The 14,864-nt window shown below is 61.4% G+C and carries 13 protein-coding genes; 8 read left to right on the top strand and 5 right to left on the bottom strand.

The window, feature by feature from the left end:
• Positions 1-30 precede the first annotated feature (30 nt).
• The 5 genes from BA011_RS15160 to BA011_RS15180 are packed head-to-tail and all read left to right on the top strand — an operon-like array spanning position 31 to position 4,779.
• Complete coding sequence (locus BA011_RS15160) at positions 31-915, top strand: carbohydrate ABC transporter permease (protein WP_065281065.1); 885 nt, start codon at positions 31-33, stop codon at positions 913-915.
• Positions 915-1,760 (top strand): carbohydrate ABC transporter permease, encoded by an 846-nt coding sequence (locus BA011_RS15165; protein WP_065281066.1) that lies wholly within the window; start codon positions 915-917, stop codon positions 1,758-1,760. Before BA011_RS15160 ends, BA011_RS15165 begins: the two co-directional genes overlap by 1 nt.
• On the top strand, positions 1,757-2,779 hold the full coding sequence (locus tag BA011_RS15170) for an SIS domain-containing protein (RefSeq protein WP_065281067.1): 1,023 nt from the start codon (positions 1,757-1,759) through the stop codon (positions 2,777-2,779). Before BA011_RS15165 ends, BA011_RS15170 begins: the two co-directional genes overlap by 4 nt.
• The gene (locus BA011_RS15175; RefSeq protein ID WP_065281068.1) at positions 2,780-3,709 is read left to right on the top strand and encodes a PfkB family carbohydrate kinase; all 930 of its coding nucleotides are present in this window, start codon (positions 2,780-2,782) and stop codon (positions 3,707-3,709) included.
• On the top strand, positions 3,706-4,779 hold the full coding sequence (locus BA011_RS15180) for an ABC transporter ATP-binding protein (RefSeq protein WP_065281069.1): 1,074 nt from the start codon (positions 3,706-3,708) through the stop codon (positions 4,777-4,779). The genes BA011_RS15175 and BA011_RS15180 overlap by 4 nt, the downstream gene beginning before the upstream one ends.
• Before the next feature lie 246 nt (positions 4,780-5,025).
• Here the strand turns inward: BA011_RS15180 and BA011_RS15185 are convergent, their stop codons facing one another.
• From BA011_RS15185 to BA011_RS15205, 5 genes are all read right to left on the bottom strand, one after another.
• Positions 5,026-5,853 (bottom strand): glycoside hydrolase family 16 protein, encoded by an 828-nt coding sequence (locus BA011_RS15185; RefSeq protein ID WP_020051409.1) that lies wholly within the window; start codon positions 5,851-5,853, stop codon positions 5,026-5,028.
• Between the two features lie 48 nt (positions 5,854-5,901).
• Entirely contained in the window at positions 5,902-7,383 is a 1,482-nt protein-coding gene (locus BA011_RS15190; protein WP_065281070.1) for a lipopolysaccharide biosynthesis protein, read from the bottom strand.
• A gap of 78 nt (positions 7,384-7,461) precedes the next feature.
• Positions 7,462-8,706: a glycosyltransferase family 4 protein gene (locus BA011_RS15195; protein WP_065281071.1), complete on the bottom strand. Its 1,245-nt coding sequence runs from the start codon at positions 8,704-8,706 to the stop codon at positions 7,462-7,464.
• Positions 8,703-10,052, bottom strand: coding sequence for a glycosyltransferase family 4 protein (locus BA011_RS15200; protein WP_186806439.1), 1,350 nt, complete (start codon positions 10,050-10,052; stop codon positions 8,703-8,705). Before BA011_RS15200 ends, BA011_RS15195 begins: the two co-directional genes overlap by 4 nt.
• Positions 10,049-10,786 (bottom strand): Crp/Fnr family transcriptional regulator, encoded by a 738-nt coding sequence (locus tag BA011_RS15205; protein ID WP_065281073.1) that lies wholly within the window; start codon positions 10,784-10,786, stop codon positions 10,049-10,051. The genes BA011_RS15200 and BA011_RS15205 overlap by 4 nt, the downstream gene beginning before the upstream one ends.
• Positions 10,787-11,254: 468 nt before the next feature.
• On the opposite strand from BA011_RS15205, the gene BA011_RS15210 reads away from it, so the two are divergent.
• From BA011_RS15210 to BA011_RS15220, 3 genes are all read left to right on the top strand, one after another.
• A complete protein-coding gene (locus BA011_RS15210; protein WP_065281074.1) occupies positions 11,255-11,956 on the top strand; it encodes a sugar transferase in 702 nt (233 codons plus the stop codon).
• A 119-nt stretch (positions 11,957-12,075) separates the two neighbouring features.
• Positions 12,076-13,839, top strand: coding sequence for a polysaccharide biosynthesis tyrosine autokinase (locus BA011_RS15215; protein ID WP_065281075.1), 1,764 nt, complete (start codon positions 12,076-12,078; stop codon positions 13,837-13,839).
• Positions 13,836-14,858 (top strand): glycosyltransferase family 2 protein, encoded by a 1,023-nt coding sequence (locus tag BA011_RS15220; RefSeq protein WP_186806440.1) that lies wholly within the window; start codon positions 13,836-13,838, stop codon positions 14,856-14,858. The genes BA011_RS15215 and BA011_RS15220 overlap by 4 nt, the downstream gene beginning before the upstream one ends.
• Positions 14,859-14,864 lie beyond the last annotated feature (6 nt).

Here is a 14,864-nt window from a genome sequence, read left to right on the forward strand (position 1 = left end):
AGAACCTATGAAGAATAAAGGGTCGCCTCGATGTCGAGCACTTGGGTGACAACGCGCGCGTGGCTTTTGATGCTGCCGCTTCTCGTGGTCATGATTTCAGTCATCGGCTGGCCTCTGATCGATACCGTCGGCCTCTCCTTCACCGACGCCAAGCTGGTCGGCACGGAAGGCAGCTTCGTCGGCATCGACAACTACGTGAAGATGATCTCCGGTTCGAATTTCCAGCGCACGCTCGTCACCACCGCATGGTTCGCAATCGTCTCGGTCGCCGCCGAAATGGTAATCGGCGTGCTTGCCGCCCTGCTGCTGAACCAGCAATTCCGCGGCCGGACCGCGCTTCGTGCCCTGATGATCCTGCCCTGGGCGCTGCCGACCGTCGTCAACGCCACGCTCTGGCGGCTAATCTACAATCCGGAATATGGCGCGCTGAATGCCGCCTTGACGCAGCTCGGCCTGTTAGAAGCCTACCGCTCCTGGCTCGGCGAACCGGGCACGGCGCTGGCGGCCCTGATCGTCGCCGACTGCTGGAAGAATTTCCCGCTGGTGGCGCTGATCGCGCTGGCTGCACTCCAGGCCGTGCCGCGCGACATCACCGCCGCCTCGCTGGTCGACGGCGCCGGCGCTTTCGCCCGCTTCCGTTTCGTCATCCTGCCTTATCTCGCCGGCCCGCTGATGGTGGCCCTGGTGTTGCGCACGATCGAAGCCTTCAAGGTCTTCGACATCATCTGGGTCATGACCCGCGGCGGCCCGGCCAACAGCACCCGCACGCTGTCGATCCTCGTCTATCAGGAAGCCTTCTCTTTCCAACGGGCAGGCTCCGGCGCCTCCCTGGCGTTGATCGTCACGCTGCTGGTGACGCTGCTTGCTGCCGGCTACGCCGCCCTGGTGCGCAAGACCGCGGGGAGTGCAGCCTGATGGAACGCCAGAGCCCACTTTTTTCCGCCTTCATTCACCTCTGCGCGCTGCTGCTTGCCGCCGTCATCCTGGCGCCGATCCTCTGGCTATTCATCATGAGCATCTCGCCGGCCGCCGACCTTGCGGCAAAGCCGCTGCGCTGGTGGCCGCAGGCGGCGGATTTCTCACGCTACGGCGTGCTGCTCTCGACGCTCGAAAACAGCGCAGGCGCCGCCTTCACATCGTCTCTGCGCAACAGCATAGAGGTGGCGGGCATGGCGACGATCGCCGCCATTGCGCTCGCCATTCCGGCCGGCTGGGCAGTGTCGCGCACGCCGTCCGTCGGCTGGTCGCTGTCGATGGTGATCGCCACCTACATGCTGCCGCCGGTGGCGCTCGCCGTGCCGCTTTACATGGGCCTTTCCCATCTCGGCATGCTGAACAATGTCTTCGGCCTCGCCCTCGTCTATCTCACCATCCTTGCGCCCTTCACCACCTGGCTGATGAAGTCGGGTTTTGATTCCATCCCGCGCGAGATCGAATCCGCCGCGATGATCGACGGCGCCGGCCTGTTCCAAACGCTCAGGATCATCACGCTGCCGCTGGCCGCCCCCGTCGTCGCGACGTCAAGCCTCTTTGCCTTCCTGCTTGCCTGGGATGAATTCTTCTATGCGCTGCTCTTCACCTCGGACCAGCGCGCAAAGACGCTGACCGTCGCCATTGCCGATCTCGCCGGCGGCCGCGTTTCCGATTACGGACTGATCGCCACGGCAGGCGTGCTCGCCGCCCTGCCCCCGGTGCTGATCGGTCTTCTCATGCAACGCGCCCTGATTTCGGGGCTCACCAGCGGCGGCGTCAAGGGATGAACATGACATCAGAAAGACCCCGGCCGGCCGGACTTGCCGCGATCGATCGCGAAATGGCGCGCCAGCATGCCGATGCGATCGCCTCCTATGAAGCGGCCAAGCTGATGGCCGTCAGGGCCGCCGCCTCGCTGAAGAAGACCGGCAGGCTGCTGCTCATCGGGATGGGAGGCTCGCATGCCGTCAACCGCGCCGTCGAGCCGCTCTATCGGAGCCTCGGCGTCGATGCCGTCGCCTTGCCGCTGTCCGAACAGCTCGGCCAGCCGCTGCCGATCGCCGGCAGGACGACCTTCGTCACCTCGCAATCCGGCGAAAGCGCCGAAGTCGTGCGCTGGTTCAACGAGACCGGCGGCACGGAGGAGACTTTCGGCCTGACACTCGAAAGCAATTCCTTCCTCGCAAGAACCGCCCCATCGCTGGTGGGCAGCGGCGGCACCGAGCTCGCCTTCGCCGCAACCCGCAGCCTAACGTTGACTTTCGCCCTGCATCTGGCAATCCTATCCGCCCTCGGCGAAGATCCCAACGCCGCCCTTGCCGCCCTCAGGGCGCCGGAAGATCATGACATCGCCGCAGCCCTCTCGGCGCTCGAAAACGTCGCGACCATTGTCACGTCGGGCCGCCGGCTGCAGGGCATCGCCGAGGCGCTTGCGCTTGGATTGACCGAGCTATCGCGCCGTCCCTGCTTCTCACTCGAAGGCGGCCAGCTGCGCCACGGACCGATGGAGATGCTGGGGCCGGAGGTCGGCGTCGTGCTGTTCCGCGGCTTGGACGAGACGGCTGGCCTGGTGACGGCGATGGCGACATCCGCCGTCGAGACCGGCGCTCCGGTCATCCTGTTCGACGCATCCGGGCAAGCGCCCGTCGCCGGCGCGGTGACGATCCGCTTTGCCCCGGCCACCGGTCTTGCCGCGATTTTCGCCATGCTGCCGGTCGCCCAGCGGCTGATGATCGCCTTTGCCGATGCCCGCGTGGAGAATGCCGGAACGCCGGTTCGATCCACCAAAATCACCCGGAGCGAATGAATGCGGCCGCTTGCAGTGATCGGCAACGTCAATGTCGACCTGATCCTTGGCCCGGCCGCCCCCTGGCCGAAGGCCGGGACGGAGATCATCGTTGACCATGACGAGTTGCGCGTCGGCGGAGCCGCCGGCAACAGCGCCCTCGCCTGGCAAGCGCTCGGCGTCGAATTCGAGATCGCCGCCAATATCGGCAGTGATCAGTTCGGCCGCTGGCTGAGCGAAGCCTTCGGCCACCGTTCCGACAAGTGGCCCGTACGTCCTGAGAAAACGACGCTCTCCGTCGGCATCACCCATCCGGACGGCGAGCGCACCTTCTTCACGACCAAGGGCCACCTGCCGCGTTTCAGCCTGACAGACGTCTTCACCGTCATCGAGGGCGCAAGACTGCAGGGCGGCTGCGCGCTTCTCTGCGGCTCGTTCCTGACCGACGATCTGACAGGAGAATACGGCAAGTTCTTCGACTGGGCCGACAGCCATGGCATCACCGTTGCGCTCGACACCGGCTGGCCGCTCGACGGCTGGACGGACGAGAATTGCGCAGCGACACGCGCCTGGCTCTCCCGCAGCGGTGTCGCGCTGCTGAACGAGGTCGAATCAACGACGCTTGCCGGCATCGCCGATCCGATCGAGGCCGCGCGTCACATCAAATCGCATATGCCGGCGGGTGCGATCGTCGTCGTCAAACGCGGCCCGGACGGCGCTCTCGCGATCGGGCCGGGCGGCAGCTTGGTTTCGGTGGCGGCACCCGTTGTCGAAGTCGTCGATACGATCGGCGCCGGCGATGTCTTCAACGCCGCCTTTCTCGCCGCGCTCGCAAGCAGTGAGCCGCTGGTTTCCTGCCTGATGGCGGGAACCGAGGTTGCCTCGCGCGCCATCTCCACTCTTCCCCGCAACTATGGCGGCCCGACATCTCTTCAGGAGCCCTTGCGATGAGCGCGCTCGAAATTCAGAACATCCGCAAGACCTATGGCGACGTCGAGACGCTGAAAGGCATCGACGTCTCGTTGGAAAGCGGGGAGTTCCTGGTGCTGCTCGGCTCCTCCGGCTGCGGCAAGTCCACGCTGCTGAACATCATCGCCGGCCTTGCCGAGGCGACGAGCGGCGATGTCAGGATCGGCGGCCGCTCGGTGCTCGGCGTGCATCCGAAGGACCGCGACATTGCCATGGTCTTTCAATCCTATGCGCTCTATCCCAATCTGACGGTGCACCGGAACATCGGCTTCGGCCTGGAAATGCGCAAGGTGGCAGCACCCGAGCGCGAGAAGGCCGTGCGCGATGCCGCCAAGCTCCTGCAGATCGAAAACCTCCTCGACCGCAAGCCGAGCCAGCTTTCCGGCGGTCAGCGCCAGCGGGTCGCGATCGGCCGAGCGCTGGTGCGTAAGCCTGAGGTGTTCCTCTTCGACGAACCGCTCTCCAACCTTGACGCCAAGCTGCGCATGGAGATGCGCACCGAGATCAAGCGGCTGCATCAGATGCTGAAGACCACGGTCGTCTACGTCACCCATGACCAGATCGAGGCGATGACGCTGGCGAGCCGCATCGCCGTCATGCGCGACGGCCGCATCGAGCAGCTGGGCACGCCGGAGGAGATCTACAACCATCCGGCAACGCTCTATGTCGCGACCTTCGTCGGCGCGCCGCCGATGAACCTGCTGAAGGCGACGGTGCGCGGCGGTGGCCTAGCGCTTTCCGGCTCCAATGCGATCCTGCCCCTGCCCGCTCGCTTCCGCCAGACGGCCGGCGATGGCCGCGACCTTATCCTCGGGATCCGTCCCGAGGCGCTTCGCACGGACGGTGCCGGCCCGTCGATCGAGGCATGCCTTGAGGTCGCAGAGCTGACCGGCCCGGAACTCGTCGTCACCGCCCTTGCCGAAAATCAGCGCCTGATGGCCTGCCTGCCGCCACGCACACCGATCCGCGACAACGAAAAGCTCACCCTCTTTTTCGACGAGGAAGCAATGCATCTCTTCGACCCGGAAACCGGTCTCAGCTGCGGCCGCTAGAACAGGATGATTTTAGGCCGGATCGGCCTAAAATCTGAATCCTGTTCTACATTATATAGTTAGAGCATGATGTCGTCCGAAAACCGCTCACACTTTTCGGCATCATGCTCTAGAGCATGTCGCGGGAAAACTGTGCAGGGGTTTTGCGACAACGACATGCGTAAAAACAAGGACCTAAAGCGCGAGGAGCGAATCTGAAAGATCGCGACGCGCTTTAGCGATGGAACGGCTATCCCAGTCAGTTATTCAATTTGCCGCGTCGGTGGGCTTGCGCTGGTAGACGTGAATATAGTCGACGAGCAGAATGGAAGGATTCGGCGTTTCATCGATCGGCCAACCCGAGCCGAGTGCCAGGTTCACCAGCGGATAGAACGGCATGTGGAATTCCTTCGGCGTATCGAAGCTCCAGATGAACTTACGGTCGAAGTAGAAGCTCGTCTTGTCAGCTTGGATATCGACGCCGTAGGTGTGATAGTCGCTGTTCAAAATTCCGTCCTGGACCTTTTGCCAATAGCCGCCGGTGCTGTTCTGACCGCCCTGGCTCTGACGCCAGATATGAAAGCCCATGCTGAATTCGTAGGGCGCGCGTCCATAATATTCCAGGACGTCGATCTCGGCGGTGTATTTCGACCGGTCGAGCCCGATCAGCCAGAATGCCGGCCAAACGCCCTTGCCAGGCGGCAGCTTCATCCTTGCTTCGAAATAGCCGAACTGCTGCGAGAACCCTTCGCCTTTCGGGTTCACCGACGACAGCAGGCCTGAGCGCCAGGTTCCATCGGCCTCCTTGCGCGCTTCGATCTTCAGAATTCCCTGATCGGTGGTAAACGGAAAGCCGGGGGCCGGATCTGTGAAACGGGCGTCACCGAAATCGCCGTTCCAGGGTGTGTGGGCGATCCAGCGGGAGGTTTTCTCTCCCCAGGCCGAGACGTCGAGACTGTCGAAACTCTCTTCGAACGTCAGCTGGTACGCATCGATATTAAGTGGTTCCTGAGCCACGCTGGGTTGGCCGGGCAACGCGCCCAGACCAAGAACGATAAGCAGACCCAGAGCCTTAGAAGATATTCCGTAACGCATTCTGTTCCTCCGAAAACGCCAAACATCGTTGGACTGCACTTGTCTCGATCATGAAGTGAGAACCCTGTTTCGTCGCGGCATGAGCCTGTGGACGACGATGGTCTCGATGCCGTCGGGCCTTCCGACAACCTGCCACACGAGTAGCGCGAAGGCCCAGAAGATCGCCACTGCCGCCCCGCCGCTAAGCGCCAGGCTGACGACCAGGTTGAGGCCGACAGGCATGGCGGCGAGCATCGGCTCCATCCACAGCAGGAAAGCGATCATCGGCACGCTCGCGGCCAAAGGCCTTAAAAAGGCGTGCAACTGGGCGGCGAGCGTCGCACCGATCAGCCGCCGCGTAATGATCAGCGATGCGGCATAGGCGACAAGCACCGCCACGATCCGCGCGCCCAGTGCTCCTGCCACCTGAAAGTAGACAATGCCCAGGATGGTGACCGGAACTCTGACGGCGAACTCGGCAAACATCCGGAGAGCGAGATAACGGGTTTTGTTGAGCACCATAGCCAATGGCGGCATCATGTTCGTCGGAAGACCGAGCAGACTGCCGATGCACAACCACTGCAGAATCGGCGCGGCGGATGCCCATTTCTCGCCGACGATGATCCGCACGGCCGGCTCGGCAAGCAAGGCGAGCGCGATGAGGATGGGCGCTGCCACGAAGGTGATCGCATTCGTCGCCTTCAGATAGGCAGCGATCAGATTACGACGGTCATCGACGGTCGAGAATGCCGCCATCAGCGGACGCAACAATGGCCCGACGAAGGTCTGGTATGGAATAGCGGCGATATTGTCGGCGACGCTGAAGGCGCCGAAAGTCGACAAGCCCGTGAATCGCGGCAAAAGCAGCCGGTCCAGTTGCCAGTTGATCGAACTCAGCACCTGCGAGACGGTGTTCCAGCTGATCATGTCCTGAAAGTGCTTCCACTCGGAAAGGCTGAACCTCGGTCGCATCGGCGCAAAGACATAGGAGGTGATCGCCGCAGCGGTCGGGCCTGCAACCGCGCCGATCGCCAGTCCCCAATAGCTGCCGGTCGCGACCGCCACCCCGACACCAAACAGCAGTGTCGACCCCTTGGTAATGAGATCGAGTGCGAATTCGCGTTTGAAATCGAACCGCTGCATGAAGAGGACCATGCGCGGGCTGATCACGCTGCGCATGGCAGGCGCAATCGAGAGCACGGCGACAAGAGAGAAAAGCCGGGGATCGTCATAAATCAGAGCCATCGGCCAGGAGATGACCATCATCAGCATGCTGATGGCCACACCTCGAAGCAGGCTGAGGGTAAGGGCGGTGGCAAACATATCGTCCGAAGGTGACGGCTGGCGCATCAGGGCCTGCGTCAGCGGCAGGTCCAGGATTGTCTCGACGATGACCAGAACAGAGGTCGCGATGGCGACAAGGCCGAAATCCTCCGGGCTCAAAAGCCTTGCGAGGATGAGGAGGCTGACGAAATCGAGCAATCGCGCCAAGAACTTCCCGCTGATGGTCCAGATACTCGCCGTCGCCGTCCTCTGAGATACGCTTGACATGATCTGTTTTTATTCCTCGTCGCCGGATTGAGACGGTTTCGGCCGCAGCAGCAAGACAGGCAGTTCCTTTCCCTGTTCTCAGCTTACCCGTCTTCTGAAGACCTCGGCGGATCGGTCGCCATGGTCGGTCAGTTTCTGCTCGATCAGGCTGGACAGACGGTCGCGGAACACGGCGGAAGAGAATTTCAGCGAGTGCGCGCGGATGGCATGCGGATCGATATCGTCCTCCACCTCTTCGAACGCCGCCATCGTTTCCAACAGAGCTTCCGTGGTCTGCTCAGCGAAGCGAAATCCGACCTGCGGCGAGCAAACGGTTTCCCTGGCGCCGCCGGCGTCGAAAGCCAGGACCGGCCGCCCTGATGCCATGGCTTCCACCGGCAGGATGCCGAAATCCTCCGTGCCCGGAAACAAGAGGGCGCGGCATCGCGACAGATGGTCGCGCAGAACGTTGAAGGGCTGATGGCCGAGAAACTCAACGGTCGGTCCGGCAATCGACTTCAGATAGGCCAGTTGTTCTCCCTCGCCGATCACGACCAGCTTTCGGCCGGCCTCGGTGCAGGCGCGAACGGCGATATCCGGCCGCTTGTAGGTGGTCAGCTGTCCCGCATAGAGATAGAACTCGCCCTTCCCCTTCCCCACTGCAAAATCGTCGGTCGCAACCGGCGGATGGATGACGATCGATTCCCGGTCGTAGAAGCGGCGGATGCGGCTCGCGACATAATCGGAATTGGCAACGAACACGTCGACCCGCGAGGAGGTCGTCACGTCCCAGGCGCGCAGCATGGGTGCGGTGATCGACATCATTGCGCGACCCACCCAGGGCAGGCCATGGCGGTAGACATGGAACTGATCCCAGATGTAGCGCATCGGCGAATGGCAGTAGCAGACATGCAGGGCATCGGCGCGCGTGATGATGCCCTTGGCGGGTCCGGATTCGCTCGACAGCACGAGATCGTAATCCTGTAGATCGAACTGCTCGAGCGCGAAGGGCATCAGCGGCAACATCTTGGTATAATGCCGCTTTGCACCGGGGATCTTCTGCAGGAAGGATGTGCGGATGTTCCGCGTCTTCAGAAAATCGCTGATGCGATCCCGGTTGCAGACGAGGGTGAAGATGTCGGCCTGCGGAAACATGCGGCACAGCTCTTCGACGACCTTCTCGCCACCACGCATCGAAACGAGCCAATAATGGACGATGGCGACACGAAGCTGCTTGGTATCGCTCGCGCTTCCGGCCTCAGTGACACGTCTTTTCGCCATGACAGGCGCATCGCCGAGAAATGCCCTCGCGTCGGGAAGAGAGGTTGTTGCCTTAAGGGTCAACTCAATACTCCTTGTATCGCCACACCGTCTGTCAGCTCGGGAACCGCATTCGTCGAAATCAGGCTGTGGTATTCGGAAAGAAGCGCGTCGCGCCATTCCTCGTGTGTCGACGCAAGATCCGGCGACAGCCGGAAAGCCCGCTCGCTCATGGCGCGGACCTCGTGCCTCGGCATTTGGCTAAATCGCGTCAAAGTATCGGCAAAGGCGCTTTCGTCAGCCGTATCGCAGGCGATCGCCATGCCGGCTCTTTGCATTTCTTCGGCAAGAAAGGCGCTGCGCGACATGATGACCGGCAGACCGCTCCTGGCCGCTTCGATAGCGACGAGGCCGAATGGCTCGGGATAGCGAGACGGCATCAACAGTGCACGCGCCTTGCGGATGGTCGGGCCGATCTCCGCATGCGACTGCCAGCCGACGGCCCTGACGTGATCCCCCGAAGCCGCAACCATCGACATCAGCGGCCCGTCCCCGATCACGCAGAGCCTGACGCCCGCTTTGCGGGTGGCGGCCAAGGCATCCTCTATGCCCTTCTCCTCATCGAGCCGCCCGATAAAGACGAACTCGTCATTGGCCTCCGCCTCGATGCGTTTGATGGAGAGCGGAGCGACGGGATTGCGGATTGTCGTCAGTCGTTCGGGCCGATATCCGGCGCCGACGAGGAAGCTTGCCATCTTCTCGTGCAGCAGGATGATCCGGCCGAAATCGGCCTGATCCTTCAGCCGCCGGAGGATATTGGAGCCGCGGGCAACCCGCCACAATTTGTGCGAATAACTTCTCTTGTCGCAGGCCGTCGCAATGCAGCTTCCGCCGAGCGGGCGTCGAAGGCAGACTTCCTGCGCCTGATAGTCGAAGAAGGCGCCGTTGGGGCAGGCCGTGAAGAAATCATGCGCGTGCACCACACATCGTCTGGCGACCGGCATCAATGCCCTGAAAATCGCCGGAGACAGGATCTGGTGCCAGCCATGCACATGGTAGACGGTGTTGGCGGTGTCGTTTGCGGCAATCCAGTTCGCGACCATGCGGACGGCGGCGCCATTGTGAATGCCGGTCACGAAAGCCTTCGCACGCTCGGCACTGAGCAGATCGCGGCTGTTCAGCCCGACCATCGAGACCCCAAGTGCGAGGAGCTCCGCATTGGCGGCGTCATCCCCGCAAATATAGGTCACAGGGATGTCGAGGCCCCGAAAAAGCTTGGCGGACAGCACCGCCAGCGCCGTCGCACCGCCTCTGGCCACCGAATAATCGTCGATGATGACCACGCGATCGATCTTCGTCGTGCCGGGGCCGGGAAACCGGCCGACGTTTGCGGCGGATCGGAGGACCTCGGGAAGCGACGGGCGCATCACTTCACCGAAACTGCGCCGTTGGCACAGGCCTCCAGCGCCTTGCGGTTGAGGATGCGGATCTTGCCCTGGCCCCCGTCGATGATCTTGCCTTCCCGCAGGCGCCGCAGGCATTGATTGACCTTCTCGCGGGACGCCGGCAGCGTCGCGGCCAGATCATTTTGCGAGATGATCAGTTCGTCGCCGCTGTTTGCCGCATCTTTTCCATAAACAGTGGAGAGCCGCAGCAGCGTGCTGGCCAGCCTCGATTGCAGGCTCGACGCCGCATTCGCAATGATCCGGAGTTCGAGCTCTGAAATACGCGCCAGCGCCCTGGAGAAGACCTTTTCGCGAAAGCAGGGATCGCTGGCGTACATGTCGCGCAGCAGCCGGCCTTCGAAGAAATGCAGTTCGCAGGCGGAACCGGCGCGGTATTCGAGGCTCAACGTCTGCCTGCGCAGAACCTCGAGCTCGCCGATGAGGCCGGATTTCGGAATGATTTCGACGATGAATTCCCGGCCGTCGGGCAGCATCGTGCTGGCGCTGACCACCCCTGAATGGACGCGCGCGAACGTATCGACGAGGACGCCGGCCCCGGCGATGATCTCGCCGCGCCGGAAACGCCGTACGCTCGACCGGCAGGAAAGGAATTCGTCGTCGATGACGATGCGGCTGTTCAGATGAATGCCGCTGTTAGCCGATATCGCCGCCTTGCCGATGCCGGCCCTGCGATCTGATGCGTGTGTCGCCCCATCCATGCGCATAACTCCACTCGATAACCATAGGCAATGCTGCACTGCATCATTTATATTGCCTTAATATGAGAGTCAAATAACATCACGGAGGTATGACGTAAAGATAAAGTATATATTTAACTTCGAAACAAAATATACACCGCAAAAAGGACAAAAAATCTCAACTAAGCCAAAAAACCGCCAATCGATCGAAGATCACTGCCTATTAAAATGGCTTACTGAATAAAAAACGGCAACAATCAAAGTGATTACATCAAAACTGATAAATAAGCGCCAGCGGATAATCACCACGAATTAGATTAGATTGTTGTTTAAATGAAAGGAAGGCCATCAAAGATGTAATCCGAATTCTCGATTGCCCGTTAGTAGCATAAAGAATTTGTTAAGGATTATGACCTTGGTAACAGACAACCAGAGTGCGGCGCAGCAAACTTTGAACGGTTCTTAATCGGAATGTTTTGGAGACCACCGATGACATGGGAAGCACATAGTTTCGAGGCTTGGTCGCGTGTCGGACGGTCCGCGAAAGGCGGCGATCTCCATTCGTCCCGGCCTCGTGCGGCAGGCAGATCGTCGAAGCGCGCGCTAGACCTTGTCATCGCAGTCACGGCGCTGATCCTGCTTTCCCCGCTTCTGTTGATCGTCGCAATGATCGTGAAGATGAGCGACCGCGGCCCGGTCTTCTATTCCCATACGCGCATCGGCGCCGGCGGAGCGCCGTTCGGATGCCTCAAGTTTCGCACGATGAAGACCGATGCGAGTGCTCAGCTTGCCGAATTGCTGCAAAACAACCCGGCTGCGCGAAGCGAATGGGAAGAGACACGCAAGCTGAAGGACGATCCGAGGATCACGGCCGTCGGTGATATCCTCAGGCGGTCGAGCATCGACGAGCTTCCCCAACTGATCAATATCGTGCGTGGCGACATGAGCCTCGTCGGCCCCCGGCCGATCACGGCCGAGGAATTGCCGCGCTACGGCGAGCATATATGGGCCTACATGGCCGTCCGCCCGGGCCTGACCGGTCACTGGCAGACCAGCGGGCGCAATGACGTCAGTTACGAGTACCGGGTTTCCCTCGACGTTCACTATCTCAGCAACTGGTCGCTCGGCCGGGACTTCATCATCATTGCCAAGACCATTCCCGCTCTGTTTTCGCAGCGCGGCTCGTATTGAGCATTCATGGGGAGAGCCGCCGATCATGCCTGGAATCGGAAGACACGCTATTTCCCCGTCCCTCCAAGCTGCCATTTACCTGGTTACTCCGTGAGCTCGCCATTCTGGATTAGGACGACATGACCTCAAGCACGATCTTCAGCGGTGTTTCTCCGATATCTCTGCCTGCCGCAGCCACTGGCGGGAATTCGCCGCTCACCTTGCGGGATATGCTCTTCTTTATCAGAATGCGCTGGCTGTGGATTGCGGCGACGACTTTCGCTTTCCTCGTATTGGCAGGGAGCTACGTGCTGACCGCCGAACCGACGTTCGTTGCCAACACGCAACTTGTGATCGTCCCCCAGGTCAGCGGCTCCGAAGCACAGAGGGCTTTCGCGGAAGACGCGTTCATCGAGGGACAGTTGGAGATCGCCAAATCCAGCGATGTCGTCGGTGGAACGGTAACGGCACTTGGTCTCGATACCGATCCTGACTTTGTCGATCAGACGCCTTCGCTGCAGGATCGGGCAAAGAACTGGTTGATGGGCGCTTCTTCCGAACCGGATACGGCATCGCAGGAAGCGGCGGGCGCAGGACCGCGTAACACACCGCCGCAACAGCAGATCGAGGACGGGCGGATCCGTGACCGGGCGATCGCCACGCTGCTGAACATGATGGGAGTACGCCGAATCGGGAGTTCGACGATCATCGAGATATCGGCTGCAGCATCGACCCCGCAAAAGGCCGTCGACATCGCCGACACACTGGCCAGGCAGTATATTCAGAAGAATATCGCGATGAAGGCCAACGCGTCCCGGCAATACAGCGAATGGCTGACCAGATTCGTAAGCGAGCAGCAGCGCGGACTGGCCGAAGCTGCCAGTGCCCTGGCCAGCTTCACGAGCAATCCGCGCGATCAGTTCAAGCTTGCGGAGCTGCAGAGCGCGACTGACGCCCGCCGCACCCTTTATGAAAATACCTTGAACCAGCTGACGGAAGCCAAGCAGCGCATCACCTACCCGGTGTCGGATGCCACGATCGTCTCTCGGGCCACCCTGCCTCTTTCGAAAGCCAGACCACGCAGCACGCTCATCATCGCCTTTGCGGCGGCGGTTGGTCTTGGCGTCGGCTTCGCACTCGCCCTGATAAGGCACGCCGGCGATCGCCGGATCGTCCGGCCCAATCAGATCGCGGATGCCGGTGGGCTGCCCTTTGTCACTTTGCTGGCGACATCGAGGACCAGCAATGGTCACTCGGCGCGTTTCCTCGCTGCCGGTACCGGCAGCAGCACCGCAGCCGCCTATCCTGTTATCCCAGGCATGGCGGAGCTGAGCGCGACGGTCGTTGGTCTTCGGCGCAAACGCCGGGTCGTCATCGGAATCGTCGCTGTCAATCCCGGCAGCGGGGCATCGACCATCGCATGCGAACTTGCGGTGCTCTCGTCGATATCAGGAGCGCAGACGCTGCTGATCGATGCGGCTGCACAGAAATCATCGCTCAGCAAATCGATCGCGCCCCATAGTTCCACAGGCCTCGTCGATGTTCTCGACAATGGCGAACTGATCCGGACGGCGGCACTGCCCCTCACCCCGACGCTGAAATTCCTACCCCTCGGCAAAGTCGCAGCGGTGTCGCCGGCCATTCGCCTCAGTTCCCGCCGCACGCAGTTGAGCTTCGCCGAACTGAAGAAGGAGTTCGACGCCATATTCGTCGACATTTCCGCGTTCTCTGCTTCGCCGGATGCCAATGCGATCGCGCCGGAACTGGACGGTGTCCTCGTGGTCACCTCGCACGGGCACACTTCGATCGACGATACCATGCACGTCATCGAGACCCTGCGGAATGTCGGCGCGGAGATCCTCGGCGCGATCATCAACCATGCACCGAAAAGAATAGAGTCATGACCTCACCTTCGGCAGAAGCAACCCGGCAGGACAGCCCGATCGGACCGGTGCCTGTTCCTTGCGGCGCTAAGGCCATGGCGGGCCGCGCGCGCCGCCCATTGCGACTGGCTGTGGGGATTGCTTCGGCAGGCCGCCCGTCGATACTCAAGGAGACCGTCGATTATCTCACCGCCCTGCCGGACCAGGCCGAGCGGCTGATCGTCTGCGTGCCCGTGATCGACGACGCCGCCGGCCTCGCCGACCGCCTCGATGTGGAAGTCATCGTCGGCAGCCGTGGTCTGACTTCCCAACGCAACAGGATCATCCAGGCTGCCGCCGCCGACACGGATATTCTGATCTTCCTGGATGACGACTTCATTCCCGCCGCGACCTTCCTGTCGCGGATGGCGTCGGTCTTTGCAGCAAACCCCGACGTGGCGATCGCCACTGGCGAAGTCCTGGCCGACGGCATCCTCGATGGCGGCCTCAACATGTCAAAGGCCCTGCAGGTTCTTGAAACAGCCGGTGAAGGGGCCGAGCAGGTGACGGAGGTCTATAACGCCTACGGATGCAACATGGCGGTTCGTCTTTCACCCGTTCTCCAGCACGCGCTGGCCTTCGATGAACAGCTACCGCTCTACGGCTGGCTCGAAGATGTCGACTTCAGCCGGTCCATCGCCCGCTACGGCAGGTCTGTGCGTGTCGAAGGTGCTCGCGGCGTGCATCTCGGCGTCAGATCCGGGCGCCAGCCCGGCCAAAGACTCGGCTATTCGCAGGTTGCCAATCCTGTCTACCTAGTCCGGAAGGGCACGATGTTGAAAGGCCGTGCTGTCGCACAGATCGGCCGCAACATCCTGGCGAATACGCGGGGTCTATTATTCAATGACCGCCTGATCGACCGATGGGGACGATTGAACGGCAATTTGCTGGCGCTATCCGATCTTCTTGTCGGCCGCGCCTCTCCGTCCCGCATCCTGGAATTCGGCAATCCCGCGCCGCGCGAAATGCCTTCGCCGTCGATCGCAACGAAACGGAGATAGCAGACA

Origin of the sequence: Rhizobium leguminosarum (genome assembly GCF_001679785.1) — a bacterium.
GTDB lineage: Bacteria > Pseudomonadota > Alphaproteobacteria > Rhizobiales > Rhizobiaceae > Rhizobium > Rhizobium leguminosarum_R.